This is a genomic window from Kitasatospora sp. NPDC096140, from assembly GCF_040303045.1.
GTDB lineage: Bacteria > Actinomycetota > Actinomycetes > Streptomycetales > Streptomycetaceae > Kitasatospora.
In genome coordinates this window covers 260,302-286,016 of record NZ_JBEOUW010000001.1, presented here as the reverse complement: position 1 = coordinate 286,016, position 25,715 = coordinate 260,302, and the positions used below count along the sequence as shown (strand labels likewise).

Below are 25,715 nucleotides of genomic sequence, written 5' to 3'. Positions count from 1 at the left end.
CGGACGCGGCCGGTGCCGCGGCCCGGCCGGCAGTGTCGGTCGGGCCGCAGCACCGGTGCGTCACGGCACCAGTAGGTGCAGGGCGTTCTTCTCCAGCGTGACCTCGACCGGCAGCTGCGCGATGAACTCGCCGTCGGCGTAGGCGGTGATGCCCGGGGAGTCGATGCGCAGGGACCGGGTGCGCAGGGTGGTGACTTCCGGGCGGGTGGTGTGGGTGCCCTTGAAGAGGGTCGGGAAGAAGCGGGCGATGCGCAGGCGGGGCATGGCGTCGACGAGGGTGACGTCGAACAGGCCGTCGTCCGGGAGGGCGTCCGGGCACATGAGCATGCCGCCGCCGTAGCTGCGGGTGTTGCCGACGGCGGCGAGGGTGAGGTCGCGTTCGATGACGGTGCCGTCGGCGAGGGTGATCCGGAACGGGAGGGGGCGCAGGTTGGCGAACTCGATGAGGATGGCGAGGTTGTAGCGCATCCGGCCGCGCGGCCAGCGCAGCCGGTTGGTGCGGTCGCTGACCAGCGAGTCGAAGCCGGTGGCGAGGATGGAGCCGAACCGGCGGACGGAGCCGTCCGGCCCGGTGATCCGGCCGAGGTCGACGGTCCGGACCCGGCCGGCGGCGATGACGTCGGCGGCGGCCTCGGGGGCGCCGAGCGGCAGGCCGTACGCGCGGGCGTGGTCGTTGCCGGTGCCGGCCGGGACGACGCCGAGCGGGACGGCGGTGCCGGCGAGGGCCTGCAGGGCGAGGTTGATCATGCCGTCGCCGCCGACCACGGCGACCGCGTCCGCGCCGCCGGCCGCCGCCTCGCGGGCGAGGCGGAGGGCGTCCTCGGCGGAGCTCCCGGTGTGCGGTTCGACGTCGATGCCGAGGGAGCGCAGGCGGGCGACGGCCCGCTCCGCGGCGGGGCCGGCGTGGCCGGCGCCCGCCGCCGGGTTGCTGAGGACGGCAACCCGGCGGACGGTTCTCGGACCGGTCTCCCCATGAGGTCCGCTCATCCCATGAGGCCCGCTCATGGGATCAGCTTGCCGGGGTTGAGGATGCCCGCCGGGTCGAGCTCGGCCTTGACGGCGCGCAGGATGCGGACGCCCAGGTCGCCGACCTCGTCGGTCATCCAGGGCCGGTGGTCGACACCCACGGCGTGGTGGTGGGTGATGGTGCCGCCCGCGCCGACGATGGCGTCCCCGGCGGCGCGCTTGGCGGCGCTCCAGCGGGTGAGCGGGTCCTCACCGAGGGCGGCGACGACGGTGAAGTAGAGCGAGGCGCCGGTCGGGTAGACGTGCGAGATGTGGCAGAGCACGAGCGCACCGGGCAGCGCGCCGGTCAGCGCCTCGGTGACGGCGGCCCGCAGGCCGGGCAGCCGGCTCCACTCGGCGGCCGTCTCCAGCGTCTCGCACAGCGCGCCGGCGCTGAGCAGCGAGTCGCGCAGGTAGGGCGCGTTGAACCGGCCGTGCTCCCAGGCCCGGGCCGCGGTCTCGCCGAGCGAGGTGGCGCCGGCGGCGAGCAGCGTCTCGCGGGTGGCGTGGTGCCGGGCGGCGACCTGCTCGGCGTCGCCCTCGAAGACGGTGATCGCCAGGCAGCCGGTGACCGCCGGGGCGCCGCCGATCTGCTCGGTCGTGGCGAGGTTGACCATCGTCTCGGCCTCGTCGGAGAGGCGGATCACGGTCGGGCCGGTGCCCTGCTGCTCGACGGCGCGCAGCGCCGCCGTCCCGGTGGCGAAGTCGGGGAAGCTCCACGCCTCGTACGCCTTGACGGCGGGCAGCGGGTGGACGCGCAGCCGCACGGCGGTGATCACGCCGAGGGTGCCCTCGGAGCCGAGGAAGAGCTGGCGCAGGTCGGGGCCGGCGGCGGAGGCGGGGGCGCGGCCGAGGTCGAGCTGCCCGGCGGGGGTGACCACCCGCAGGCCGCGCACCATGTCGTCGAAGCGCCCGTACCCGGCGGAGTCCTGCCCGGAGGAGCGGGTGGCCGCGAAGCCGCCGATGGTGGCGTAGCGGAAGCTCTGCGGGTAGTGGCCGAGTTCCCAGCCGCGCTCGGCGAGCAGAGCCTCGGCGGCGGGGCCGGTGAGGCCGGCGCCGAGGACGGCCTCACCGGAGGTCTCGTCCAGGTCGAGCAGCCGGTCGAAGCGGCGCAGGTCGAGGGAGACGACGGCCTGGAGGCCACCGCGCTCGGGGTCGAGGCCGCCGACGACGCTGGTGCCGCCGCCGAACGGGACGACGGCGATGCGGCGTTCGGCGCACACCGCGAGGACGGCGGCGACCTCCTGCTCGCTGCCGGGCAGCACGACGGCGTCGGGCGCGTCCTGCGGCTCGCGGCTGCGGCGGCGCAGCAGGTCGGGGGTGGACTTGCCGCCGGCGCGCGGCAGGCGGTCGGCGTCGGCGGCGCTGACGTGGTCGTCGCCGACGGCGGCGGCGAGCGCCTTGAGGTCGTCGGCGGAGATCCGGGACGGGCGGAGCACGACCTCGTCGGCGCCCGGCCCGGGGTCGGCGTCGCCGGTGACGCCGAGGGCGGCGGCGAGCAGCCCCTTGATGTCGGCCGACAGTTCCTTGGCCAGGGCCGGGTCGCCCCAGGCGTTCCACTTCATCGGGGGGAGCGGAAGCGCGGCGCCCGCCGGTTCCGCTTGCGTCTCAGGTGCCATGCGTTACAGTTTCACACATCATGTCAAGTAGTAACGCCGAGTCGGCGACCCCAGGCGAGCAGCCCCGCAGCGCGGAAACCACGCAGCCCGGCAGCACGGAGGCCGTGCCGTCGCGCAGTGCGGAAGCCGGGCAGCCCCGCAGCACCGACGACGCGATCCTGGACGCCGCCGCCGACCTGCTGGTCCACCTCGGCATGCGCCGCACGCAACTGGCCGAGATCGCGCGCCGCGCCGGGGTCAGCCGGCCGACGGTCTACCGGCGCTGGCCGGACGTCCGGGCGGTGATCGGCGCGCTGCTCACCCGGGAGATCCTGGCCACCCTGCAGGACACCACGCTGGACGTGGCGGACCGGGAGACCTTCGTGGACCGGGTCGTCGAGGTCTCCGTCCGGCTGCGCGACCACCGGGTGCTCGGCGCGCTGCTCCGCTCCGACGACTCCGACCTCCTGCTCGAATACGTCGTCGAGCGGCTCGGTGCCAGCCAGCGAGGACTGCTGGAAGCACTGCGCAACGGCATCGAGCAGGGCCAGGCGCACGGCTCGATCCGGGCCGGGGAGCCGCTCGAACTGGCCGCCATGGTCCTGCTGATCGCCCAGTCCACCGTCCAGTCGCACCGCATGGTCGCCGCCCTGCTCCCCGAGGCGGCCTGGCGGCGCGAACTGGCCAGAGCGTTGAACGGATACCTCGCACCATGACGACGCCCGCCGGCCCCTTCGCGGGGACGAGCCGACTCAACGCCGTACGCCGCCAGCTGGAGTTCGAGGCGCTCGGCGACGACCCGCACATCGACCTGCTGGTGATCGGCGGCGGTGTCACCGGCGCGGGGGTGGCCCTGGACGCCGCCTCGCGCGGCCTGCGCACCGTGCTGGTCGAGTCCCGCGACCTGGCCTTCGGCACCAGCCGCTGGAGCTCCAAGCTGGTGCACGGCGGACTGCGCTACCTCGCCTCCGGCCGGATCAAGGTGGCCCGGGAGAGCGCGGTCGAGCGCGGCGTGCTGATGACCAGCACCGCCCCGCACCTGATCCGCGCACTGCCCCAACTGGTGCCGCTGCTCCCGGACCTGCTGCGCCCCGGGCAGGGCGCGCTGATCCGCGCCGGCTTCCACGCCGGCGACGCGCTGCGGGTCAGCGCCGGCACCCCGGGCACGCTGCTGCCCCGGGTGCGCCGGATCGACGCCGCCCGCACCCGGCAGCTGGTGCCGGGCGTCCGCACCGCCGGCCTGCGCGGCGCGCTCGTCGCACACGACGGCCAACTCGTCGACGACGCCAGGCTGGTGGTCGCCCTGGCGCGCACCGCCGCGCAGTACGGTGCGACCGTGCTGACCAGGGCGCGGGCCGAGGCGGTGACCGGCTCCTCCGCCCGGCTGGTCGACACGCTGACCGGGCAGGCGCTGGACGTCCGGGCGGGCGCGGTCGTCAACGCCACCGGCGTGTGGGCGGGCGAGGTGGACACCTCGATCACGCTGCGTCCCAGCCGCGGCACCCATGTCCTGGTGGACGCGGCGGCGCTGGGGAACCCGACCGCGGCGCTGACCGTGCCGGTGCCCGGCTCGACCAGCCGCTTCGTCTTCGCGCTGCCGCAGCAGCTCGGCAGGGTCGCGATCGGCCTGACCGACGAGGACGCCCCGGGCCCGGTCCCGGACGAGCCGCAGCCCACCGAGGCCGAGCTGACCTTCCTCCTCGACACCGTCAACGCCGCCCTCGCCACCGCTCTGACCAGGGCGGACGTGCGCGGCGCGTACGCCGGGCTGCGTCCGCTGATCGACACCGGGGGCGGCAGCACCGCCGACATCTCGCGCGAGCACGCGGTGCTGGAGTCCCCGTCCGGGATGGTCACCGTGGTCGGCGGCAAGCTCACCACCTACCGCCGGATGGCCGAGGACGCGGTGGACGCCGCCGTCCGGCTGCGCGGCCTGCCCGCCCGCACCTGCTGGACCACCCGGTTGCCGCTGGTCGGCGCCCCCGGGCACCGGGACAGCCGGCCGCTGCCCGCGCGGGGGGCGCCCGCCTCGCTGCTGGCCCGCCACGGCGGTGCCGCCCACGAGGTGCTGGCCGCGGGCGAGTCGGCGCCGGTGGCCGAGGGCCTGGACGTGACGCGCGCCGAGATCGCGTACGCGGTCACCCACGAGGGCGCGCTGGACGTCGCCGACGTGCTCGACCGCCGCACCCGGATCGGGCTGGTCGCCCAGGACGCCGAGCGGGCGCGGAAGGCGGTCGAGGAGATCCTGACGGAGTGTCAGGAGCGCTGATCGGCCTGCGGGATGGGCGCCAGGTCCGGTTCCACCCAGGTGGTCCGGGCCTGCGTGCCCGCGAGCGTCCCGGGCCGGTAGTGGCGGGCGAGCAGCTCCTTGTCGAGCAGCTCCGGGTGGCGGGCTGCGAACTCCTCGAAGTCCGTTGCGTCATCCGCGTGGTGGGCCACCAGCTCGACCCAGGCCCGGGTCATGGTGACGTGGAACTTCTGCGGGGCCCCTGCGTCGGTGGCGGTGCGCCGGATGCCGTCGGCGATCAGGTCGAGGGCGGCGGTGGCGCCGTGCCGGCGTACGGCGAGCCAGGTGAGCCGGACGTGCTGGCGGTGGCCGAAGCGCTCGGCGCCGGTCATCGCCTCGCGCAGCAACGCGCCGAACGGGTCGGGTTCGGTGGTGCCGGTGGTGCCGGTTGTGCTGTTCATGCCGTTCGTTCCGGTCGTGTCGGTCCCGCCGGTCGTGCCGGTCATGCTGTTCGCGTCGTTCGTTCCGGGGGCGGGGATGGGGGGCGTCATGCGGGAGCCTTCGTCAGGGCCTGCAGCACGGCGTGGAAGCCGTCCAGCTGGGCGGGGGAGAGGTCACCGAGTGCTCGGCGTTCGAGGTCGGTCATGGTTCGCCGGATGGTGTCGGCGGTGAGCCGGCCGGTGGCGGTGAGTTCGATCAGCACCGAGCGGCGGTCCCCGGCGCGGACGCCGCGGGTGATGTGGCCGCGGCGCTCCAGCCGGTCCAGGATGCCGGTCAGCGTGGTCGGCCGGGTGCCGACGGCGGCGCCGAGCTCGGAGACCGTCCGGCCGCGTCCGTCGGCGAGGTTGGCCAGCGCGTTGATCTCGGAGGCGGTCAGGTCGAGGTCGACCAGCTCGGCGGCGAGCAGCTGCAGCGTGGCGTGCGTCGCACGCTGGAGGGCCAGCAGGGCGGACCGGTCGGGGGTGGCTGCGTTCTCGGGTGTCACGCATTCGGACAATACGGTTTCGTAGTATCCGTGGGCAAACCGGTCCCCGCGAGGGGCTTCAGCGGGCCGTGCGCTCCGGCATCGGGAGCTCGGCGCCGGCGAGCGCCAGGACGCAGGAGAGCGGGTGCTCGGCCTTGCCGGTGCGGTCCAGGGTGACCGCGAGCGGCCGGGGCGGTTCATCGGCGAGCTGGGAGGAGAGGGTCAGCGGGTAGCTGCCGTGCCCGTGGACGCGGTGGAAGGCGCACTCCTTGCCGTCCACCAGCAGCTCGGTCTCGGTGATCCAGCCGGAGCGGACGTTGACGGTGACGGAGTGCCCGCCCTGGTCGACGTGGAAGCTGTGCCGCTGGCGCATGGATACCTCCCGCGGGGGCGCCGCAGCCGGGGCCGGGGTGGGGCCCGGGGGCCCGGAACCCGGAACCGGCGGTCCACCGTCAGTCTAGGTCGGCGGCACCACCCGGGCGCCCCGGCCGCTCCCGACCCGGCCCGGCTCGGCCTGGCGCGGCCCGTCCCGTCCCGTCCGGCGTGGCCGGCGGTACGGTTTCCGGGGTGCGGAGGGGAGGGGTGCGGGATGCGTCCGTACGAGTACGGGGACGATCTGGCGGGCGAGGAGTGCGTCCTGGCGCTGCACCGGGTGGCGGTGAGGGCCAGGACCGGGCGTCGCGCGGGCCCGGCGGCGGCGCCCGGGCCGAGGGCGGCGGCGTGCGGATCTCGATCGAGGGGCCGGTGTGACGCCGACGGAATCTCGGGCGGGGGTGATCGGTTCCCGTCGGGGCCCTGGAACGACCCCTGAGGAATTCCCGGGGTGGAGCCCGCCTTCAGACGGATTCTCGTGATCTCTACAGTGTTGTAGATTCGTCCGCAGGGAGAGATCGAGGAGGGCATTGTGGGAGTTTCGCTGGCCAAGGGCGGCAACGTCTCGCTGAGCAAGGAGGCGCCCGGTCTGAGCGCCGTGATCGTGGGCCTCGGCTGGGACGTTCGCACCACCACCGGGGCCGACTACGACCTGGACGCCAGTGCGCTGTTGTGCAACGCGCTCGGCAAGGTGATCTCGGACCAGCACTTCGTGTTCTTCAACAACCTTCGCAGTCCCGAGGGTTCGGTCGAGCACAGCGGTGACAACCTGACCGGTGGCGGCGACGGCGACGACGAGCAGATCAAGGTCGACCTGGACCGGGTGCCGGCCGACGTGGCCAAGGTGGTCTTCCCGGTGTCGATCTACGACGCCGACGCCCGGCTGCAGAACTTCGGCCAGGTCCGCAACGCGTTCATCCGGATCGTCAACCAGGCCAACGGCCAGGAGGTCGCGCGCTACGACCTGACCGAGGACGCCTCCACCGAGACCGCGATGGTCTTCGGTGAGCTGTACCGCAACGGCGCCGAGTGGAAGTTCCGCGCCATCGGCCAGGGTTACGCCTCCGGTCTGCGCGGCATCGCGACCGACTACGGCGTCAACGTCTGATCCTCGCAGCGGAGTCGGCGGTTCCGGCGGCTTCGGTGGAGTCGGCGGTCTCGGCGGTCACGGGGAAGGCTCGGTCCGACCGAGCGCGTGGCCGCCGAAGCCGCCGCTCCCGGTGAGTTGGTGCTGCCACCACGCGGTCATCGCGGGCTCGTCCATCGTCGACCAGTCCGGCGCCGCGGTGACCTGTGCCCGGCCGAGCGTCCGGCCCAGGTCCACCAACTCCCGCCCGACCGCGCTCCGTTCGCGGTCGTACGCGGCCAGCAGGGAGGACCAGGAGCCGGCGGCCCGGCCGGCCTGCTCGAAGGCGTGCGCATCCTGCAGGGCCTTCACCGCGCCGCTGGTGTTGTGCGGCCGGACCACCGTGGCCGCGTCCCCGCCGATCAGCAACCGTCCGGCCGTGCGGCGCGGGGCCGCCAGGTCGTAGACGGGCTGCAGAAAGGTCCGTTCGGGCGGGGTGAGGGTGACCAGCCCGGCCCAGTACGGCGGCAGGTGCCGCTCGGCGAGCTGTCGCAGCTCGTCCAGCCGCCCGTCGGTGAGCGCGCCGGCCGGGATGCTGGTCGGGCCGTCCAGGCGCAGCCAGTCCGGGGTCGGCGCGTAGAAGACCCAGTTGACCTGGGTGCGGCCGGGCTCCAGTCCGGGGATGCGGTAGATCACGACCTGCCCGCCGTGGTAGCAGACGGTGATGCACTCCTCCTCCGGCCAGACCGCCGCCCCGCCGGGCAGCTCGTCCAGCAGCGCGCTGTCGTAGCTGCCGCGCCAGCACACGTACCCGGCGTACTCGGGCGCGGCCTGCGGGCAGACGGCCTCGCGGACCACCGAGCGGTAGCCGTCCGCGCCGATCACCAGGTCGTGGGACTGGCGGCCGCCGTCGGCGTCCTCGGTCCAGGCAGCCTGCTCGTCGCCGCCGACCGCGGTGACGGTGGTGCCCAGCCGGTACTCGACCCGTTCGGGCGTCCGCTCGCGCAGGGCCTGCCACAGGACGGCCCAGTGGTGGGAGTGGAAGGGGAACGGCTGGTCCCAGAGCACCCGGCCGCGCCCGTGCGGGCCGTCGCCCTCGCCGGCCGGTCCGCGGGTGGTCCAGCGGCGGACGGTGAGGCGGTGGCGGCGGGTGTCCGCGGCGAGGTGCCCGGCGCGGACCAGCTCGTCGAAGCGGTCGTTGTGGGTGCAGATGCCCACACCGCGGTCCTCCAGTCGGCCCGGGCTGCGCTCCAGCACCACGACCCGTTCCGCGCCCAGCCGGGCGGCCGCCCCGGCGAACGCGCTCCCGGCGATGCTGCCCCCGACCACGGCCACCGAGCCACCGCGCACGGCTGCCCCCTCTCCCGAGCCTGCGACGTCCGGGACGTCCGCGACCTCCACGACACGACGATACGCGGGCGCCCCGCCGTCCGCCCGGCGTTCGGCCGCTTCGGGTGCGGGGCGCCGCCCTCGCTTTATGCAACTAGTTGCATAGTGCTCGACCCGTCCCCTACCCTGCGGTAACCACGACACCCAGCCCGCGCCCCAGGAGACGTCGATGAGCGCCACCCCCGGCAGCAGCCGCTACCCGCACCTGCTCAGCCCGCTCGACCTCGGCTTCACCACCCTGCCCAACCGCGTGATCATGGGCTCGATGCACGTCGGCCTCGAAGAAGCCCCCGACGGCTACCAGCGGATGGCCGCCTTCTACGCCGAACGCGCCCGCGGCGGCGTCGGGCTCATCGTCACCGGCGGCATCGCCCCCAACGAGGCCGGACGCCCCTGGGAGGGCGGCGCGATGCTGACCACCGAGGAGGAGGCCGACAAGCACCGCGAGGTCACCGACGCGGTGCACGCCGCCGGCGGGAAGATCGCCCTGCAGATCCTGCACTTCGGCCGCTACGCCTACCACCGCGACCTGGTCGCCCCCAGCGCGATCCAGGCCCCGATCAGCCCCTTCGTCCCCAACGAACTCACCGCCGAGCAGGTCGAGCAGACCGTCGAGGACTTCGCCCGCTGCGCCGAACTCGCCCGCCGCGCCGGGTACGACGGCGTCGAGATCATGGGCTCCGAGGGCTACCTGATCAACGAGTTCATCGTCGCCGCGACCAACCACCGCGAGGACGAGTGGGGCGGCTCCTACGAGCGGCGGATGCGCTTCCCGGTGGAGATCGTCCGCCGGGTCCGCGAGCGGGTCGGCGAGGACTTCATCATCGTCTACCGCCTCTCCATGCTCGACCTGGTACCGGGCGGCTCCACCCTGGACGAGGTCGTGGAGCTCGCGCAGGCCGTCGAGGCCGCCGGGGCGAGCATCATCAACACCGGCATCGGCTGGCACGAGGCCCGCATCCCGACCATCGCCACCTCGGTGCCGCGCGGCGCCTTCGCCTGGGTGACGAAGAAGGTCATGGGCAAGGTCGGCATCCCGCTGGTCACCACCAACCGCATCAACACCCCCGAGATCGCCGAGCGCCTGCTCGCCGAGGGCAACGCCGACCTGGTCTCGATGGCCCGCCCGCTGCTCGCCGACGCCGACTTCGTCGCCAAGGCGCGCGACGACCGCGCCGACGCCATCAACACCTGCATCGGCTGCAACCAGGCCTGCCTGGACCACACCTTCAACCTCCAGATCACCTCCTGCCTGGTCAACCCGCGCGCCTGCCACGAGACCGAACTCGTCCTCGCACCGACCCGGCTGCGCAAGCGCGTCGGCGTCGTCGGCGCCGGCCCGGCCGGCCTCGCCTTCGCCGTCTCCGCCGCCGAGCGCGGCCACGACGTCACGCTCTACGACGCCGCCGAGGCGGTCGGCGGACAGCTCGACGTGGCCCGGCGCATCCCCGGCAAGGAGGAGTTCGAGGAGACCCTGCGCTACTACCGCACCCGCCTCGCCGAGCTGGACGTCACGCTGCGCCTCGGGGCCACCGCCACCGCCGGGCAACTGGCCGAGGAAGGCTACGACGAACTCGTCATCGCCACCGGCGTCACCCCGCGGACCCCCGCCGACATCCCCGGGATCGACCACCCCAGCGTGGTCGGCTACCTCGACGTGCTGCGCGACGGCGCGCCCGTCGGCGAGCGGGTCGCCATCCTCGGTGCGGGCGGCATCGGCTTCGACGTGGCCGAGTTCCTCACCGACCAGGGCGACCAGGCCAGCCTCAACCCGCCGGTGTTCCAGGCCAAGTGGGGCATCGACGCGGAGTACCGCGAGCGCGGCGGCCTGCGCGCCCCCGAGCGTCCCAAGCCCCCGCGCAGCGTCCACCTGCTGCAGCGCAAGACCACCAAGGTCGGCGCCGGACTCGGCAAGACCACCGGCTGGATCCACCGCACCGAGCTCAAGCACCGCGGCGTCGTGATGGTCCCCGGCGTGACGTACGACCTGATCGACGACGCCGGCCTGCACATCACCGTGGACGGCGAGCGCCAGCTGCTGCCCGTCGACACCGTGGTGCTCTGCACCGGGCAGGAGCCGCGCCGCGACCTGTACGAGGCGCTGCGCGAGCGCGGCCTGGCGATGCACCTGATCGGCGGCGCCGACGTCGCCGCCGAGCTGGACGCCAAGCGGGCCATCAAGCAGGGCACCGAGCTGGCCGCCTCGCTCTGAGCGGCTGCACTCCACGGGGTCGCGCGCATGAGACCTGCTCATGCGCGCGGCCTTGCGGTCTGCTCATGGGATCGGCCATGAGGCCTGCTCATGCGTGCGGCCATGAGAGCTGCTCATGGGCGCGCCCATGAGACTTGTTCATGCGTGCGGCCATGAGACCTTCTCATGAGGGGTGGGTCATGAGACCTGCTCATGACTTCGCCCCATGAGGCCCGCTCATGGCCTGGGCTCCATGAGACCCGCTCATGGGCCTCGCTTCATGAGGCCCGCTCATGGCCTGGCCATCCGACCTGCTCATGCGCCTCTAGGATCGTCGGCATGTCGCTTCCGCACGCCATCCTCACCGCCCTGCTGGAGAAGCCGTCCTCGGGGCTGGAGCTGACCAGGCGGTTCGACAAGTCGATCGGCTTCTTCTGGCCCGCCACCCACCAGCAGATCTACCGCGAGCTGGGCCGGCTGGAGGCCTCCGGTCACATCCGGGCCCTCCAGCCGGACGGGCCGGTGCGCGGGCAGAAGAAGGAGTACGAGGTCCTGCCGGAGGGCCGTGCCGAACTGGCCCGCTGGACGGCCGAGGGCGCCCCGCCGCGCGCCGTCCGGGAGCCGCTGCTGCTGCGTCTCCGGGCCGCGGCGGTGGTCGGCACGGACGGTCTGGCGGCCGAGCTGGAACGCCACCTGGCGCTTCACCGCGCGCAGTTGGCCGACTACCTGGAGATCGAACGGCGCGACTTCCCGGCTGAGAAGGAGAACGGCGAGAACCGGCTCCAGCACGCGGTGCTGCGGGCCGGGATCGGGCTGGAGACCTTCTGGGTGGAGTGGCTCGCCGAGACCCTCGAATCCCTCTCCCCGAACCACGCCTGAGCCGCGCCCGAGCCGGTCCCGTAGCAAGCCCGAACCGTGCCCGAGCCGGTCCCGGACCGCCCCCGGCTGAGGTCGGCGCAGCGCCGTTCCTGCGCTCGCGCCCGTCCTGACCTGCGGCGATGCCCTCCCCGCGCGCCGCTCCCGACCCCCGGTGGGACACTGGTTGCCTGTCCCTGCCCGAACTCTCGACCGGGGGCCTGCATGTCTCTTCCCAGGCCGCTCCACGCCGTCATCGCCGCAGCCGTCGTCGCGGCGGTCGCACTCGGCCCGACGCAGCTGGCGTCGGCCGCGCCCGCCCAGGACCTGCCCTCCGCCGATCAGCTGAAGTCGGCCCTGCTCACCGCGGCCGACCTCGGTCCCGACTTCACCGAGGTGCCCGCCACCGAGAGCCCCAGTCCGGGTGAGAACCCGAGCCCGGTCAGCGGCTGTGACGCGCTCAGCGCCCTGATCAACATGCACGCCACCCAGCCCGGCCTCGCGAACTCGCGCGCCGAGACCGAACTCGACGGCCCGGACGGCAACCCGATGGTCACCGAGGCCCTTGCCGCAGAGGCGTCCGACCAGCTCACCTCGGACTTCAACTCGGCGGCCGACGCCCTCCGGAGCTGTCACACCATCACCTTCAACGCCGGCACCGAGGACACCGTGACCTTCACCGTCACCCCGGTCACGCTCGGCGACCGGCAGGATGCCCCGGCGGTCCGCCTCGACGGCACCCTGGCCGGTGTCCAACTCAACGCCTTCGTCGGCATCGAGCGCTTCGGCACGGTCGCCATGGCCTTCGGCTACTTCCAGCGTGACGGAGCTGACGCGCAGACGGCCTCGATGCAGTACCGCACCGCCGTCTCCAAGGTCGAGCGCACGCTCGGCACCACCGCCGGCAGCACCACCCCGCCCACCGCCGTCGCCACCACGACCGCCACCGCCACCGCCACCCAGAACATGCGGGTCTGAACCAAGGTCAGAACCGAGGCCAAGGCCAGGGCCAGGACCAAGGCCGGATCCTCGGCGGCGGCGCCGTTCGCCGGCACCTGGCGGCACGGTTCGGTCGAGGACGCCGGGTACGGCGTGTTCGTCCGGCTGTCCTCCGCGGACGGCGCCCTGAGGTGCGGGAAGTACTTCCAGTACGGCAGGACGCCGACCCGTTGCAGCGCCGCTTCCCGGAGCTGGGCGAGCTGCCGGCGGCGCGGTGGATCGGTGCCACCCCGGGGAGCCCCGATCCCCGCCCGGCGGGACCGGCACCTGGAAGGAGGAGCGCATCGGCTGCCGCGTCCCGTCGGCGCTCGCGGACGAGCTGGGTGAGCCCAGGGGCTGACTGCACAGCGAGGTGTTCGACCGGTCGGTCACCGGGGACCACTACCAGGGCGGTTTCTCCTTCGGCCGGCGGGCCGGCCTGGTCTGCTTCTGCACGGTCAACCCGAAGGAGCGGGCCGGCTGATCCCGCGCTCAGGGCCCCGCCGTGCCGAACGGGTTGTCGATCACGTAGCGCCAGTGGCCGGAGGCGTCACGCCGGGCGACGTCGGTGGCGGTGCCGGTGAGGTGGACGGCGGTGCCGTCCGGGGCGGTGCCGGTGATCTCCCAGTCGACGATGAGCAGGGCGATGTCGTCGGCGACGTAGGTGTGCCGGGGGCGGACGGTGATCGGCAGCCCGAGGGTGAGGAACTCCGCGTTGGCGCGGTGGAGTTCGGCTCCGGTGGTCGCGCTCCCCGGGGACGGGACGAAGACGGCGCCGGGTTCGTAGACCTGCGCGAGGAGGGCAGGGTCACCGGAGTTGAAGGCAGCGGCGAAGACGGCCGGGTGTTGTGCCGGGTCGGTGCTCACGGGGAGGCTGGTGGGGTGAGTCATGTGAGCAGTGAAGACGGGTGCGCCGTAGGTCACCAAACGGGAAGTGACGGTGACGGACGGGTCGAAGGCCGCGACTGGGACGGGGAGTTGGTACCGGATGAGCGCGGCCGTACCGCGCGGCCCGAGACGGACTGTCCGGTGGAGGTGGCGCTGGCCGCGGTGGCGGGCCGGTGGACGACGCTGGTACTGAGGGAGCTGATGCACGGCCCCGCCTCGTACGGGGAGCTGCGGGCGCGGCTTCCGGAGATCAGCTCGAAGGTGCTCGCCGAGCGCCTGCAGGCCCTGGTCGAGCGGGAGTTGGCGGTCCGCGAACGGTTGGCGGGCTTCCCGGTGCGGACCTCGTACCGGTTGACGCCCGCCGGGCGGGCGCTCCGCCCGCTGCTGGTCGAGCTGTACCGCACGGGTGCGCGACTGGTGGACGCACGCAGGTGAGCGGGGCGGCCGGACCCCTGTCATGACAGTGCCGTCGCTCCCACCCTCCCGCTGCACCCCGTTCCGTCCCCCGCGTCCGGGTTTCGGCCGCCCGCCGCCGTACCGGGCCCTACGGGTGGAAGACGACCTCCGGGAAGGCCTTCGACGGCCCGTCGAGCAGGTGGCGGCCGCGGTGGCGCAGGTGGAGGTCGAAGAAGGCGAGAGGGTAGGCCTGCTGGATGAGGATGCCGCGGTCGGGGTCGAGGGTGCCGACCTGGGACTGGATCTGCTCCTCGGTCATGCCGAGGAGCTTGCCCGCCTGCGGGATCAGCGTCATGTTGTCGCCGTACGAGCCGTGGACGGCGCCGGTGGCCTGGACGTCGAGGCGCCAGCCGCGCAGGTGGCCCCAGAATGTCTCGGCGGCGGGGTTGCCGGCCCGGGCCCAGACGGCGGTCATCAGCATGAAGGGCCGGTCGAGGTCGGCGCTCGGGGGCGGGTTGGAGATCATCGGCCCGTCGAGGGCGAGCCCGGCGCGGATGCGCCGGTCGGCGGCCATGGCGAGGGCGGTGGCGGTGCCGCCCTTCGACCAGCCGAACGCGCCGACGGTGTTGGGGTCGAGGCCGCCGAGCAGGCCGGCCGGCAGGGTGCGGCGGTCGACGTCGGGGTTGCGGCCGGCGGCGAGGTCGTCGACGCGGTCGAGCAGGAAGCGCAGGTCGGCGGCGTAGTCCCTGGGGTATGCCGCGACGCGGTCGTCCGGCGTGAGGACGGTGCCGTCGGGGAACTCGGTGAACCCGTCGTGCGTGTGGTCGACGGTGACGACGGCGTAGCCGTGGCTGGCGAGCTCCTGGCAGACGACCGTGTGGTCGGCGCGGTGGCTTCCCGAGCCGTGCGAGAAGACGACGACGGGCAGCCGGTGGCCGGTCCGGTGGACGGGCGCGCCCTGGTGGCCGGACGTGAGCGGGGCGAGGGAGAGGTCGAGCGGGAAGCCGGCATCGTCGAGGAAGGCCTTCAGGGCGCCCGCGGTCATCCAGGGGGCGAGCGGGTACGCGTCGGCGTCGGCGCTCCGGGCCGGGTACCAGACGGTGGCCATCAGTTCGCGGAAGCGGCCCGGCCCGGCGATCGGGTCCGGGCGGGCGGTGTCGCGCAGGTGGAGCGGCACCGTGCCCACCGGGCAGGGTCCGGTGGGCACGGGCAGGGTGAGCCGTGAGGGCGCGGCGGGGCCCGTGCCGGTGGCGCCCGCGGATCGGCCCGGGGCGCCCCAGGCGGTGCCGGCGAGACCGATCGGCGCGGCGGCGCCCATCGCCAGCGCGGCGCCCAGGATGCGGCGGCGGGTCGGTCCGGGAGAGCTTCCGGAAGCTCCGCCAGCGGGGCCGGCGGAGCTTCCGGTGGGTCCGCTGGGGCTTGCGAACGGCGTGGTGTCCATGCCCCGAACGCTGTCACGCGGGGCGGGCGGGCGGCATTGGCCTGCCGACTGATCTACCGTCACCCGGAACTGGCCCACGGGTTTACGCCTCGGGGCTGATGCGCACCGCGCGGCGGTGGCCCCGGCCGGGAGCGAGGAGGAGGGCGCTGGGCCGCTAGACGACGTTCTTGTCGATCAGCATCTGCAGCACGTTGACGTGGAAGTCCGGGAAGTCCATCGGCACGATGCCGAAGCGGGCGCGCTGCTGGGTGCGGGCGTTCAGGTACGGGTAGACGGAGCGGTCCATGATGCTCTGCGAGCTGGTCTTGGGCCAGTAACCACCGGCGTAGCTGAGGAAGTTGACGAACATCTTCGGGTAGCTCGGGTTGCCGAAGGCCTTGTCGAACTGGGCGACGATGTACCGGCCCTTCGTGCCCAGCGGGTCGAGGCCGCCGATCTGCCAGGCGTCCTGGGTGTCGAAGTACTCGTTCTGGCCGCTGGACCAGTTGATCAGGCCCCAGGGATTGGCGAAGTCCGCGAGCAGGACGACCTTGCCGCGGGCGGCGTCGAGCGTCGGCCAGCCGTAGAAGTGGAACAGGCTCCGGTAGCCGAACGCGTCGAAGTAGTGGTTGACCCGCCGCATGAACTCGTCGTCACCGAGGGCCTGTCCGCCCGCCCGCTCGTTGCGCAGGCGCATCACGATGGTCTCGCCGGGGTGTGCCTGGAGGAAGGTGCGGCAGCGGTCGAGCACGTCCTGCAACCGGAGGTGCTGGTAGGCGTCGGAGTGGTAGATCCCCAGCTCGTCGGGCGCTCCCTGCAGGCCGTTGCAGCGGATGTCGAGGAAGCGGACGCCTTCTTCCAACTGCTGTGGGATGCCCCAGTTCTGGGTGTGCGACCACTCCGTGCCGTAGGCCGGGTTCTCGCAGCACGAGTCGTGGGTGCCGGGGATGGTGAGGTCGAGCAGGGAGAGGCTCCCGTTCAGGCGGCCCATCCAGCTGTCCGTCGGCAGCCCGCGCGGGGTGGTCCGGACGGCGGCCCGGGCGGTGGACGGCGGCAGGGCGAGCCCGCTGCCCAGGACGGCCGCTCCGCCGGCTCCCGCGCCCCACTTGAGAAGATCACGACGTGCGATGCCCATGAGGTGGCTCCTTCGGCGTTCCGGTCGGCTGGGAGGTGCACGGTGCCTTCAGCCCGAACGCGGCCCCGGCGTCGGCGGGTTCACCGTCCGGGGAGCGGTGCGGTTCGGTCTCCGTTCCGTCTGTCCTACCCGGATCGCCGTCTGACGAACTGCTGTCAAGCTCGACGGTAAGTCGCGTGCTGTGAGCGGGGGTTGGGCATGGATTCGGGGGAAGCGTCGAAGTCGCGGTCGGAGCCGGCGCCCGGGTGGGTGGCGCCGGGCAGGCGGTGGTGGGGATCGCCGACTCGACGGGACCTTCCAATGGACGTTCGCCGAGTCGACGGCGGACTCGACGAGAGGCTCGGGCGGGGATGCGCCGACGTCGCTGCCGGGGAGCTCGTACTACTCCGCCGTCTCCTGCGCAGTGAGCGGGAGGGGGCCTGGTCGGCGCAGTGACGGCCGGCAACCGCTGTCGGCCGCTGTCGGTGGGGGCGGGCAGAATGCCGCCCGTGATTCATGACTACCGACCGGGGGACGTGCTGCGGCTGGAGTGCGACTTCACCGAGACGACGGTCACCGCGGTCTCCCGCTACCACGTCTCGGTGCGGTGCCCGTGGTTGGCGGCGGACCCGCAGGCCGAGGGCATCTGCTGGAACGGTGACCGTGCGATGCCGCTGCCCGCCGCCCGGGAGTGGGAGGTCTTCCGGACGGAGCCGGCGGAGACGGAGCTCAGGCCGGGTGACACGTGCCGGGTGGGGATGCCCCCGACCGTGGTGCACGTCCAGTCGGTGGAGTACTACGATCCGCCGCTGGTCACCGGCCTGCTGCCGCGGCCCGCGTGCTACGTCGAGGTGCTGCGGCAGGGTGAGGTGTACGAACCCGGCTTGGAGGATCAGGGCTACGCGTTCGATCCGGCCGGTGGTGAGCCGATCGGCATCGAACTGCTCTTCCGCCCGTACGCGTTCCTCGAACCGGGTGACGAGGTCGCCGACCGGGACGGGCGGGCCTGGCGCTTCGACGGGGCGTGGGACTGGCACGCCTTCGACGGGGAGGTGTCGGGTGCGCCGGTCTGGCCGCTGGCGCTGCTGTTCCGTGGCGGTGAGCCGGCGGCCGATGGGGCTGAGGGGGTCGACGGGGCTGCGGAAGTCGCGCGGGCGACGGCGACCGGCAGTCACGCGGAGGAGCGGGAACGGTGGACCGGGCTGGCGCTCGCGCAGCCGGCCGCTGACCAGCCGTAGTGGGGTGGGAGTGGGAAGTCGGCGGGACCGACTTCCCACTCCGAGGGGCGGGCGGGCCCGTGCGGGTCAGCGGGTCTCGATGACGACCGACTCGATGACGAGGTCCTTGACCGGCCGGTCGTTGCGCGGGTCGGTCTCCGTCGTGGCGATGGCGTCGACGACCCGCTGGCTCGCCTCGTCGGCGACCTCGCCGAAGATGGTGTGCTTACCGGTGAGCCAGGCCGTCGGCCCGACGGTGATGAAGAACTGGGAGCCGTTGGTGCCGGGCCCGGCGTTGGCCATGGCCAGCAGGTAGGGCTTGGTGAACGCAAGGTCCGGGTGGAACTCGTCGGCGAACTCGTACCCGGGCCCGCCGGTGCCGTTGCCCAGGGGGTCACCGCCCTGGATCATGAAGCCCTCGATGACCCGGTGGAAGACCGTGCCGTCGTACAGCTTCGCGTTGCTCGGCCGGCCGGTGTTCGGGTCGATCCACTGCCGTTCGCCGGTGGCGAGTTCCACGAAGTTCTTGACGGTCTTCGGGGCGTGGTTCGGCAGCAGCCGGATCACGATGTCGCCCTGGTTGCTCTTCAGCGTCGCGTACAGCTCTTCTGCCATGGCAAGTCCTTCGGTGCGTCCTACTGGCGCGGTCAGTCTTCCGGCCGGGACGAACCAATCCGGGGCGGCAACACGGCATCTCACCCGCATGAGTGACGCGGCAGAAGGAGTGGGAAATCGGCCCACTCCTCGTCCCTGCACGCGCTGGGTGTGAGTGTGCCGGGCTTCAGGTGGCAGCGGCGGTGTCGGATTCGACGGCGGTGTCGAATCCGGGAAGCGTGGGCTCAAGTTCACTCGTACGGGTTGTATCTGATGTGTCGTCAGCCGCTCTCCGGCGCCTTGTGACCAGGATGCAGGACGGCGCCCGACAGGGCGTGCTCCTACCTCATGACAAGGGTGGTTCGTATGACCTCTGCCAGCGGCGACTCCAGCGCTTCGGTCACTGACGCGACACTCAACGACATCGCCACCAACGGCATCTGGGCGGGCGCCGGTCTCAACCCGAGCCCGGCGGTGCTCGCCGTGGCGCAGGCCCTGCTCGCGGCGGTCCGGGGCGAGGCGGGGGCGGCACTTCCGTCCGAGCTGGCGGACTTGGCGTCGAGGGTCCGTGGTCGCGCCACCTTCGACGTCCTGCGCATCGACGGCGAGCGCGGGACACAGCTGTCGGCGTTCACCATCAAGCTGAACGGGGACGAACCGCGTCCGCTCGTGGTCGTTCCCGCGGGCTGGAACCCGTACGGCTGGCTGCCGTTCATGTACGCCTACCTCTCGCTGGCGGCGCGCGGCTACCACGTCCTGGCCTACACCCCGCGGGGCATCGGCCTCCCGGGGTGGATCTCCACCTCGGAGGGGCACATCGACGTCGCCGGGCCCAAGGACTGGCTCGACGGCTCGAAGGTGCTCGACTACGCGCAGCCGTACTTCGCGCCGAGCAGGATCGGCTTCCTCGGCGAGTCGTACGGCTCGGGGATCAGCCAGCTGGTGGCCGCGCACGACGAGGCCGACCGCGTCGACGTCGTGGTCGCGCTGAGCACCTGGGGCAACCTGGCCACCGCGCTGTACGACAACGGGACCCGCCACACCGCGGCCGTGGACGCGCTGATCGCCTTCACCGGCGGCACGTTGGAGGAGAAGTTCGACGAGGAGTCCCGGAAGATCCTCAAGGACTTCGAGGACGGCGTGAACCTCGACGCCGTCGTCGCCTGGGGCACGGAGCGCGCCCCGGAGTCGTACGTCGACATCACCAACGCGCGGGGCATCCCGACGTTCATCTCGAACACCTGGCACGAGAGCCTGTTCCCGGCCGGTCAGACGATCCGGACGTTCGAGAAGCTCACCGTGCCCAAGCACCTGAACATGTGGATCGGTGACCACGGCGCCCCCGAGGGCCCGGGCCTGGCCGGCCTGATCGGCGGTGTGCCGTTCCCCGGGCTGAAGGAGCCGATGCAGGAGGCCAACGCCTGGCTGGACCACTACCTGCTCGACGCCGCGAACGAGGTGCCGACCTGGCGGGAGGTGAACAACCAGGTCATGTTCACCTACGAGACCACCAAGGTGGTCGGCCAGCTCGACCGGATCACCGTGCCGGCTCGTCGTGAGCAGAGCCCGTCCTGGGGCGACGTCACCACCGGTACCGACTCCTGGTACCTCACCGGGGCCGCCGACGGCGGTGACGGCGAGCTGTCCGACAAGCAGTCCTCCGGCTGGAGCCGGGACTTCACGGCCGGCCACGAGACGGCCGCCACCGCGATGGACGACATCATGAAGACCGGTCAGAAGGAGTGGTTCGGCAACCCCAAGTCCTACGACCCGGACGGGTTCGAGCGGCCTCGGCTGCTGATGTGGTCCACCGAGGCGCTGACCGGGACCGGTGGTGTGGCGCGCCGGATCCGGGGCGCCGCGAAGGTGCGGCTCACCGTCCGCAACACCGAGGGGCCGGCCACGCTGGTGGCGTACCTCTTCGACGTCGCCCCCGACGGCACGGCGCGCATCATCACCCACGAGCCGTACACCGCCGCCGACCTGGCGCCCGCCGAGGACCGGACGGTCGGCTGGACGCTCCAGCCCGCCGCCTACGACCTGCCGGACGGCCACCGCCTCGCCCTGGTGGTCAACAGCTGCGACAAGCTGTACGCCTTCTCCGGCACGAAGGACAGCACGACCACCGTCTCCTCGCCGCGCGGGGAGGAGGCCGTCCTGGAGCTGCCGCTCGGCTGATCCCGGCCGCACCTCGTGCGAACGGCCCGTCGCGCCCGCGGCGGGCCCTTGCCGTGTCCGCCGCCGGGCTGCTGACCTGGGCAATCCCCGTAATAAGGAGCATTCGGGCGCTCCGTGCACGTGATCGCCCCCGCGTGGCCAGTGCGACAGTAGTAGCTTCGCGGGGAACGGAGGTACGCTCACGCCCGCACCTCGGATCGGAGGGGTACGCACACGCAGGAGTGCTAGGGGGAAGCTCAGCCATGTCCGTAATCCTTGATCGTGCTCTGACCTACTCGAACACCGTCCCGCGCGGCACGGTCCACCGGGCCGCCATCTGTGAGGTCTTCCTCACCGACTCCGTGCAGGTCTCCGGCGAGGAGTTCCTCGTCGCCGCGCAGCTGCCGCGCGTCCACAGCTACTACAGCGACCACGGCAGCGCGCCCGCCACGTACGACTCGATGCTGCTCATCGAGGTCTTCCGTCAGGCGTCGATCTACGTCGACCACACCTTCCTCGGTGCGCCGCTCGACAACAAGTTCGTCTTCATCAGCGGGGAGCTGGAGGTCACCGACCCGGCGGCGCTGGTCATCGGTGCCCGCCCCGGGCACGCCGAGCTCCGTGTCCGGGTGGCCGGGCTGAAGCAGCGGGGCGGCGTCGTCACCGGCAGCACCCTCGACCTGGTCATGTCGGTCGACGGTCGGGAGGCCGCGTCGATGCGCACCTTCGCGCAGTGGATGCCGGTCGCGGCCTGGGACCGGATACGCCGCAGCGGCCGCGCCGCGCTCGACCTCGCCCCGGCCCGGCCGCACCGGACCGGCGGCCGGGTCGCCGCGGTCACCGTCGGCCGCACCGTCGTGCAGAACGTCGTGCTCGCCGGGGCGGAGGTGGGCGACCGCGAGGTCCGCACCCGGGTCGTGGTCGACCAGGACAACCCGGCGTTCTTCGACCACCCGCTGGACCACATCCCGGGCGCGGTGATCTTCGAGGGGTTCCGGCAGTCGGCCATGTACGCGGCTCATGAGCTGTTCGGGTGGTCGCCGCGCGGCCTGCTGCTCTCCAGGGTGCAGACGGAGTTCACGCGCTTCGGCGAGTTCGAGCTGCCGACCGACTGCGTGGTGCGGGTCGTCGACCCGCCCGCGGCGGACACCGTCGCGTTCGAGATCGCCATGGTGCAGGAGCACGAGCAGATCGCCCGCGCCCGGGTGCACCTGACCCGGACCGGTCAGGACTTCGGCGACCTGCAGAATCGTTTCGCCTAGGGTGAGGCCAGCGCGCGGCCGGCAACTGAGGACCGGCATCGCCCCTCCTCACGCTCCGGGCCGCGGTTCGCCGAACCACGTGCGCAGCGCGTCGGCCAGTGGGCCCCCGTCCTGATCCGCCCGACCCCCTGACGTGAGTTCAGGGGGTCGGCCTGAGCCCCGCGGAGAGGGCCGTCAGCAGCGGCAGGGTGGGCATGGCGTGGCCGAGTTCCACGGCGCGGACCTGACGCTCGGAGAGGCCGGAGCGCTCGGCGAGGTCGGGGACGGAGAGGCCCAGGGCGGTGCGGCGCTCGCGGACGGCGTCGGCCAGCACGGCGGCCGGGTCGCCGTCGGGGTGGGCGGGGAAGTCCTCGATCAGGGGGCGCGCGTGGTCCACCGAAACTCCTCGTCGGCGAGTGGGGGCCGCACAGTCTGGCACGCGGTCGGAAAGCCTGTGGGGCAAGCGGAGGTCAAGTTTCCTTGACCGCCGCTTGGTTGCGGATCGCTCGCGGGCTCACGCGCGGACCGCCGGCGAGCACGCGCGCATCGCGGGCGGGCCCACGCGCGCGGACCACCGGCGGGCTCGCGCACGCGGGCCAACGACGGGCTCACGCACGCCCATCGCCGACGGGCTCGCGCACCCGCACGCCTGTCGCCGGCAGGCACCCGTACCCGCACCCGTACCCGCACCCGGACCCGCCCCGCAGGCCTACCGCCGCCGGTGCTCACGCGCCCGTCACGCCGGCCCGCAGGGCGGTGCTGCGCACGAGGGAGCGAGCGTGCGGGGAGTCCATGGGGTGGGCGAAGAGGTAGCCCTGGCCGAGCGGGCAGCCCATGGCGGCGAGCAGGTCGCGCTGTTCGGGGTGCTCGATGCCCTCGGCGATGACCTGGACGCCGAGGGTGTCGGCGATCCGGGCGATGCCCTCGACCAGGGCGTACTGCTGCCGGGAGTGGCCGAGACCGTCGATGAAGGACTTGTCGATCTTGAGGAGGGAGATCGGGAACTCGCGGAGGTAGGAGAGGGAGGAGTAGCCGGTGCCGAAGTCGTCGATGGCGATGCCGACGCCGAGGCCGGACAGTGTGGCCATGTCGGCGTGGATGCGGTCGTCGCGGCGCATCAGGACGGATTCGGTGAGCTCCAGGACGAGGGTGTGCGGGTCGATGCCGGAGGTGGCGATGGCCTGGCGGACGACGTCGACGAAGCCGGCGTCGCGGAACTGCCGGGCGGAGACGTTGACGTTGACGCGCAGCGGGGGACGGCCTCCCGCGGTGCGGGTGGTGGAGCTCGCGGCGTGCCAGGCGGCGGCCTCCTGGGCGGCGCGTTCCAGGACCCAGGCGCCGAGCGGGACGATCTGGCCGCTCTCCTCGGCGAGGGCGATGAACTCGTCGGGCAGCACCATGCCGCGCCGGTGGTGCGGCCAGCGGACCAGGGCCTCGAAGGCCACCAGGTCGCCGGTGCGCAGGTCGACGATCGGCTGGTAGTACAGCTGGAACGCCGATTCCGCGATCGCGGAATCGAGGTGCTCGTTCAGCTCGTGCCGTTCCACCAGCCCCGCCTGCAGGGCCGGCCGGTAGTGGCACCACTGGCGGCGGCCGGCCGCCTTGGCCGAGTAGAGCGCGAGGTCGGCGTGGGTGAGGAGTTCGGCGGAGTCGACGCTGTCCTCGGTGGTCGCCACGCCGATGCTGGCGCTGACCCGGACCGCGCCCGCCTTGAGCTTGAACGGCTCGTTGAAGACCTCCAGCACGCCGGCCGCGATGGTGTCCACGTCGGCCGGCGCCAGCGCGTCCTCCACCAGCACCGCGAACTCGTCGCCACCGAGCCGGGCCGCGGTGTCGGAGGAGCGCAGCGCGGTGGAGATCCGCAGCGAGACCGCGACCAGCAGTTCGTCGCCGACCGCGTGCCCCTGGGTGTCGTTGACCACCTTGAAGTCGTCCAGGTCGATGAAGAGCACCCCGGTGACGGACCCGCTGCGTTCGCCGCGCGACAGCGCGTGGCCGACCCGGTCCTGGAACAGCACGCGGTTGGCGAGGCCGGTGAGGGAGTCGTGGAACGCCCGGTGGGTCAGCTCGCGCTCCATCTGCCGCTGCTCGGTGACGTCGCGCAGGGTGAGCACCAGGGCGCCGACGGTCGGGTCCGCGCGCAGGTCGTTGAAGCGCACCTCGGCCTCGATCGGGGTGCGGTCCTGGCGCAGCAGCCGCCAGTGCTCGCGGGGCTGCTCGCCGGCGGACGGGGACGGGGTGTCGCGCATCCGGGAGAGCGCCTTGCCGACCGCCCGGCTGTCCTCGGGCGGGACGAGGTCGGTGAGCTGGGCGCCCTCCAGCGCGGAGTTGCCGAGCACGGCCGTCGCGGAGGGGGAGGCGTAGCGCACGCCGCCGTCGGCGTCGAGGATCAGGATGACGTCGCTGGCGTTCTGGACGAGCGTGCGGAAGTAGAGCTCGCTGTTGCGGCGGTTTACCTCCTTGCTCAGCACGACCCGCTCGACGGCGAGGGCGGCCTGCGCGGCGAGGATCTCCAGCGAGCTCCAGAGGCTGGCCAGCTCCTGCTCGGTGCCGGTGACGATGAGCGCGCCGATCAGCGGGTCGCCGAAGGGGCGCTCGGCGAGGGTGAGCGGGCAGATCAGGGCGTACGACATGCCGTCGAGGTGCCCGGTCAGCTCGCTGGCGGGCAGGTCGACGGACTCGACGGGCAGCAGCCGGCTCTCGCGGTAGGCGGCGAGGGCCAGCACCTGGTCGGAGTCGGAGGCCGTGCCCAGCCGGTGCCGGGCCGTGCCGCGCTCGGCGTGCCGGACGTGCAGCACGCCCGCCTCGGCGACGGCGAGCAGGGCGACGTGCCCCGGTTCGGCGGGCATCAGGGCGGAGGCGGCGGACTGGACGGCGTCCGCGACCTCCTCCACGCTGACGGCGGCGGTCAGCCGGCCGCCCGCCTCGCGCAGCGCCCGCTCGCGGGCGATGGCCTGTCTGCGGGCGGAGACCACGACCGCGAGGCGGGCCAGTACGAGCAGGTACAGCACCGCGGAGAAGGCGCCGATCACGCCCGCGTTGTCGGTGTTCCCGGCCAGCGCCTCGATGATCAGGATCGCCGGGGCGATCAGCGAGGCGAGGGTGAGCAGCACCAGCCGGGCGGTGCTCAGGTCCGGTTCCTGGGTGGGGACGGGCTTGGTCAGCTCGACCATCGACGGGTGCAGCGCGGCCGCGCCCCACGCGGTGTAGTAGGCGGCCCAGCCGAGTTCGACGGGCGTGCCGATGCGCCAGGTGCCGTGCAGCTGGATCAGCCCGTACAGCACGTCGGAGACGAGCAGGCCGACGGTGCCGACGGCGAGCAGCTGCAGGGAGCGGGAGCTGCCGCCGCGCGGGGTCAGCAGGCGCAGCAGCAGGGCGAGGACGACCACGTCGCCGAGGGGGTAGGCGATCGAGACGGCCCGTTGGAACCACGTGAGGTCGGGGTTCTGGGTGTACGGGACGATCAGGTAGATCCAGGAGAGCAGCGCCAGGCCGATCGTGAGGATCAGCGCGTCGAGCAGTCCGGCGCGGTCCTGACGGGCCGTGCGCCATCGGATGAAGCCGAGCAGGCCGATCGCGTACAGCACGTACTCGGCGAGGTAGAAGCCGTCCGCGATGGAGGGGAAGGGGTTGGCCAGGTGCAGGATGTCCAGCTGGATGGCCTGCACCACCTCGCCCGCGGTGAAACTCAGGTTGGCGAGCGCCAGCACGTACCAGAAGCGTGCGTGCGCGGGGCGGTTGAGGCGGACGCCGAGCACGATGGCGGCGACGCCACCGAGGCCGATGCCCGTCCACCAGATGATCCGCTGGCTGGGATTGGCGTAGTAGATGCCGGTGAACAGCACCATCCAGAGCAGGTAACAGACCATCAGGCGTTGTCGCCGGCGTGTCAACGAGGCTACCTCCTCCGCGACGTCACCCCGCCGGTCGGGCGGGGGAGTTCGGGCGAGGGCGGGATCCGGGGGCTCCGGGTGTCACCGGGGTCTCCGGACGGGGACTCCGCGCGAGGGCCGGTGCCCGGGGCGGGCGTGCGGCCGTGTTCG

22 protein-coding genes are annotated in these 25,715 nt (G+C 73.0%); 10 read left to right on the top strand and 12 right to left on the bottom strand.

Annotation, left to right across the window (positions count from 1 at the left end; translation table 11 throughout):
- Positions 1-60: 60 nt before the first annotated feature.
- Positions 61-987 (bottom strand): diacylglycerol kinase, encoded by a 927-nt coding sequence (locus ABT048_RS01220; RefSeq protein ID WP_350519179.1) that lies wholly within the window; start codon positions 985-987, stop codon positions 61-63.
- 14 nt (positions 988-1,001) lie between these two features.
- The gene (locus tag ABT048_RS01215; protein WP_350519178.1) at positions 1,002-2,570 is read right to left on the bottom strand and encodes an FAD-binding oxidoreductase; all 1,569 of its coding nucleotides are present in this window, start codon (positions 2,568-2,570) and stop codon (positions 1,002-1,004) included.
- A gap of 74 nt (positions 2,571-2,644) precedes the next feature.
- Between ABT048_RS01215 and ABT048_RS01210 the strand changes: the two genes are divergently transcribed.
- Positions 2,645-3,319, top strand: coding sequence for a TetR/AcrR family transcriptional regulator (locus ABT048_RS01210; RefSeq protein WP_350519177.1), 675 nt, complete (start codon positions 2,645-2,647; stop codon positions 3,317-3,319).
- On the top strand, positions 3,316-4,872 hold the full coding sequence (locus tag ABT048_RS01205; protein WP_350519176.1) for a glycerol-3-phosphate dehydrogenase/oxidase: 1,557 nt from the start codon (positions 3,316-3,318) through the stop codon (positions 4,870-4,872). Before ABT048_RS01210 ends, ABT048_RS01205 begins: the two co-directional genes overlap by 4 nt.
- On the opposite strand, the gene ABT048_RS01200 is transcribed toward ABT048_RS01205, so the two are convergent.
- The 3 genes from ABT048_RS01200 to ABT048_RS01190 all read right to left on the bottom strand — a co-directional run bounded on the left by ABT048_RS01200 (position 4,860) and on the right by ABT048_RS01190 (position 6,167).
- Complete coding sequence (locus tag ABT048_RS01200) at positions 4,860-5,291, bottom strand: hypothetical protein (RefSeq protein WP_350519175.1); 432 nt, start codon at positions 5,289-5,291, stop codon at positions 4,860-4,862. The genes ABT048_RS01205 and ABT048_RS01200 overlap by 13 nt on opposite strands.
- An 86-nt stretch (positions 5,292-5,377) precedes the next feature.
- A complete protein-coding gene (locus ABT048_RS01195; RefSeq protein ID WP_350519174.1) occupies positions 5,378-5,815 on the bottom strand; it encodes a MarR family winged helix-turn-helix transcriptional regulator in 438 nt (145 codons plus the stop codon).
- A gap of 58 nt (positions 5,816-5,873) precedes the next feature.
- Entirely contained in the window at positions 5,874-6,167 is a 294-nt protein-coding gene (locus ABT048_RS01190; RefSeq protein WP_350519173.1) for a hypothetical protein, read from the bottom strand.
- 531 nt (positions 6,168-6,698) lie between these two features.
- Here ABT048_RS01190 and ABT048_RS01185 point away from each other — a divergent pair.
- On the top strand, positions 6,699-7,274 hold the full coding sequence (locus tag ABT048_RS01185) for a TerD family protein (RefSeq protein ID WP_350519172.1): 576 nt from the start codon (positions 6,699-6,701) through the stop codon (positions 7,272-7,274).
- A gap of 57 nt (positions 7,275-7,331) precedes the next feature.
- Here the strand turns inward: ABT048_RS01185 and ABT048_RS01180 are convergent, their stop codons facing one another.
- Positions 7,332-8,633, bottom strand: a complete 1,302-nt coding sequence (locus ABT048_RS01180; RefSeq protein ID WP_350519171.1) for an FAD binding domain-containing protein — start codon at positions 8,631-8,633, stop codon at positions 7,332-7,334.
- 157 nt (positions 8,634-8,790) lie between these two features.
- Here ABT048_RS01180 and ABT048_RS01175 point away from each other — a divergent pair, with 157 nt between their 5' ends.
- The 3 genes from ABT048_RS01175 to ABT048_RS01165 all read left to right on the top strand — a co-directional run bounded on the left by ABT048_RS01175 (position 8,791) and on the right by ABT048_RS01165 (position 12,645).
- Complete coding sequence (locus tag ABT048_RS01175; protein WP_350519170.1) at positions 8,791-10,833, top strand: oxidoreductase; 2,043 nt, start codon at positions 8,791-8,793, stop codon at positions 10,831-10,833.
- Between the two features lie 318 nt (positions 10,834-11,151).
- Positions 11,152-11,691: a PadR family transcriptional regulator gene (locus ABT048_RS01170; RefSeq protein WP_350519169.1), complete on the top strand. Its 540-nt coding sequence runs from the start codon at positions 11,152-11,154 to the stop codon at positions 11,689-11,691.
- A gap of 201 nt (positions 11,692-11,892) precedes the next feature.
- Positions 11,893-12,645, top strand: a complete 753-nt coding sequence (locus tag ABT048_RS01165) for a hypothetical protein (RefSeq protein WP_350519168.1) — start codon at positions 11,893-11,895, stop codon at positions 12,643-12,645.
- 492 nt (positions 12,646-13,137) lie between these two features.
- Here the strand turns inward: ABT048_RS01165 and ABT048_RS01160 are convergent, their stop codons facing one another.
- The gene (locus ABT048_RS01160) at positions 13,138-13,536 is read right to left on the bottom strand and encodes a YybH family protein (RefSeq protein WP_350519167.1); all 399 of its coding nucleotides are present in this window, start codon (positions 13,534-13,536) and stop codon (positions 13,138-13,140) included.
- A 138-nt stretch (positions 13,537-13,674) separates the two neighbouring features.
- On the opposite strand from ABT048_RS01160, the gene ABT048_RS01155 reads away from it, so the two are divergent.
- On the top strand, positions 13,675-13,968 hold the full coding sequence (locus ABT048_RS01155) for a winged helix-turn-helix transcriptional regulator (RefSeq protein ID WP_350519166.1): 294 nt from the start codon (positions 13,675-13,677) through the stop codon (positions 13,966-13,968).
- A 109-nt stretch (positions 13,969-14,077) separates the two neighbouring features.
- Here the strand turns inward: ABT048_RS01155 and ABT048_RS01150 are convergent, their stop codons facing one another.
- Complete coding sequence (locus tag ABT048_RS01150; protein WP_350519165.1) at positions 14,078-15,370, bottom strand: alpha/beta hydrolase family protein; 1,293 nt, start codon at positions 15,368-15,370, stop codon at positions 14,078-14,080.
- Between the two features lie 154 nt (positions 15,371-15,524).
- Complete coding sequence (locus tag ABT048_RS01145) at positions 15,525-16,484, bottom strand: phosphatidylinositol-specific phospholipase C (protein ID WP_350519164.1); 960 nt, start codon at positions 16,482-16,484, stop codon at positions 15,525-15,527.
- A 488-nt stretch (positions 16,485-16,972) separates the two neighbouring features.
- Here ABT048_RS01145 and ABT048_RS01140 point away from each other — a divergent pair, with 488 nt between their 5' ends.
- The gene (locus ABT048_RS01140; protein ID WP_350519163.1) at positions 16,973-17,701 is read left to right on the top strand and encodes a hypothetical protein; all 729 of its coding nucleotides are present in this window, start codon (positions 16,973-16,975) and stop codon (positions 17,699-17,701) included.
- Positions 17,702-17,767: 66 nt separating this feature from the next.
- On the opposite strand, the gene ABT048_RS01135 is transcribed toward ABT048_RS01140, so the two are convergent.
- On the bottom strand, positions 17,768-18,295 hold the full coding sequence (locus ABT048_RS01135) for a peptidylprolyl isomerase (RefSeq protein ID WP_350519162.1): 528 nt from the start codon (positions 18,293-18,295) through the stop codon (positions 17,768-17,770).
- A 345-nt stretch (positions 18,296-18,640) separates the two neighbouring features.
- Here ABT048_RS01135 and ABT048_RS01130 point away from each other — a divergent pair, with 345 nt between their 5' ends.
- Together ABT048_RS01130 and ABT048_RS01125 are read left to right on the top strand one after the other, a co-directional pair.
- Complete coding sequence (locus ABT048_RS01130; protein ID WP_350519161.1) at positions 18,641-20,452, top strand: CocE/NonD family hydrolase C-terminal non-catalytic domain-containing protein; 1,812 nt, start codon at positions 18,641-18,643, stop codon at positions 20,450-20,452.
- Between the two features lie 242 nt (positions 20,453-20,694).
- Positions 20,695-21,693, top strand: coding sequence for a ScbA/BarX family gamma-butyrolactone biosynthesis protein (locus ABT048_RS01125; protein WP_350519160.1), 999 nt, complete (start codon positions 20,695-20,697; stop codon positions 21,691-21,693).
- Positions 21,694-21,832: 139 nt separating this feature from the next.
- Here ABT048_RS01125 and ABT048_RS01120 read toward each other — a convergent pair whose 3' ends face one another.
- Positions 21,833-22,069 carry a helix-turn-helix domain-containing protein gene (locus ABT048_RS01120; protein ID WP_350519159.1) on the bottom strand — a complete coding sequence of 79 codons (237 nt, stop codon included), beginning with the start codon at positions 22,067-22,069 and terminating at the stop codon, positions 21,833-21,835.
- A 328-nt stretch (positions 22,070-22,397) separates the two neighbouring features.
- Positions 22,398-25,565 (bottom strand): putative bifunctional diguanylate cyclase/phosphodiesterase, encoded by a 3,168-nt coding sequence (locus ABT048_RS01115; protein ID WP_350519158.1) that lies wholly within the window; start codon positions 25,563-25,565, stop codon positions 22,398-22,400.
- Between the last annotated feature and the right edge of the window lie 150 nt (positions 25,566-25,715).

Coding starts and splice junctions, on each gene's coding strand:
- ABT048_RS01215 (WP_350519178.1), bottom strand. CDS start 2,570: ATGAAGTGGAACGCCTGGGGCGACCCGGCCCTGGCCAAGGAACTGTCG.
- ABT048_RS01170 (WP_350519169.1), top strand. CDS start 11,152: ATGTCGCTTCCGCACGCCATCCTCACCGCCCTGCTGGAGAAGCCGTCC.
- ABT048_RS01200 (WP_350519175.1), bottom strand. CDS start 5,291: ATGAACAGCACAACCGGCACCACCGGCACCACCGAACCCGACCCGTTC.
- ABT048_RS01135 (WP_350519162.1), bottom strand. CDS start 18,295: ATGGCAGAAGAGCTGTACGCGACGCTGAAGAGCAACCAGGGCGACATC.
- ABT048_RS01210 (WP_350519177.1), top strand. CDS start 2,645: ATGTCAAGTAGTAACGCCGAGTCGGCGACCCCAGGCGAGCAGCCCCGC.
- ABT048_RS01125 (WP_350519160.1), top strand. CDS start 20,695: ATGTCCGTAATCCTTGATCGTGCTCTGACCTACTCGAACACCGTCCCG.
- ABT048_RS01160 (WP_350519167.1), bottom strand. CDS start 13,536: ATGACTCACCCCACCAGCCTCCCCGTGAGCACCGACCCGGCACAACAC.
- ABT048_RS01150 (WP_350519165.1), bottom strand. CDS start 15,370: ATGGACACCACGCCGTTCGCAAGCCCCAGCGGACCCACCGGAAGCTCC.
- ABT048_RS01145 (WP_350519164.1), bottom strand. CDS start 16,484: ATGGGCATCGCACGTCGTGATCTTCTCAAGTGGGGCGCGGGAGCCGGC.
- ABT048_RS01220 (WP_350519179.1), bottom strand. CDS start 987: ATGAGCGGACCTCATGGGGAGACCGGTCCGAGAACCGTCCGCCGGGTT.
- ABT048_RS01175 (WP_350519170.1), top strand. CDS start 8,791: ATGAGCGCCACCCCCGGCAGCAGCCGCTACCCGCACCTGCTCAGCCCG.
- ABT048_RS01205 (WP_350519176.1), top strand. CDS start 3,316: ATGACGACGCCCGCCGGCCCCTTCGCGGGGACGAGCCGACTCAACGCC.
- ABT048_RS01190 (WP_350519173.1), bottom strand. CDS start 6,167: ATGCGCCAGCGGCACAGCTTCCACGTCGACCAGGGCGGGCACTCCGTC.
- ABT048_RS01130 (WP_350519161.1), top strand. CDS start 18,641: ATGACCTCTGCCAGCGGCGACTCCAGCGCTTCGGTCACTGACGCGACA.
- ABT048_RS01165 (WP_350519168.1), top strand. CDS start 11,893: ATGTCTCTTCCCAGGCCGCTCCACGCCGTCATCGCCGCAGCCGTCGTC.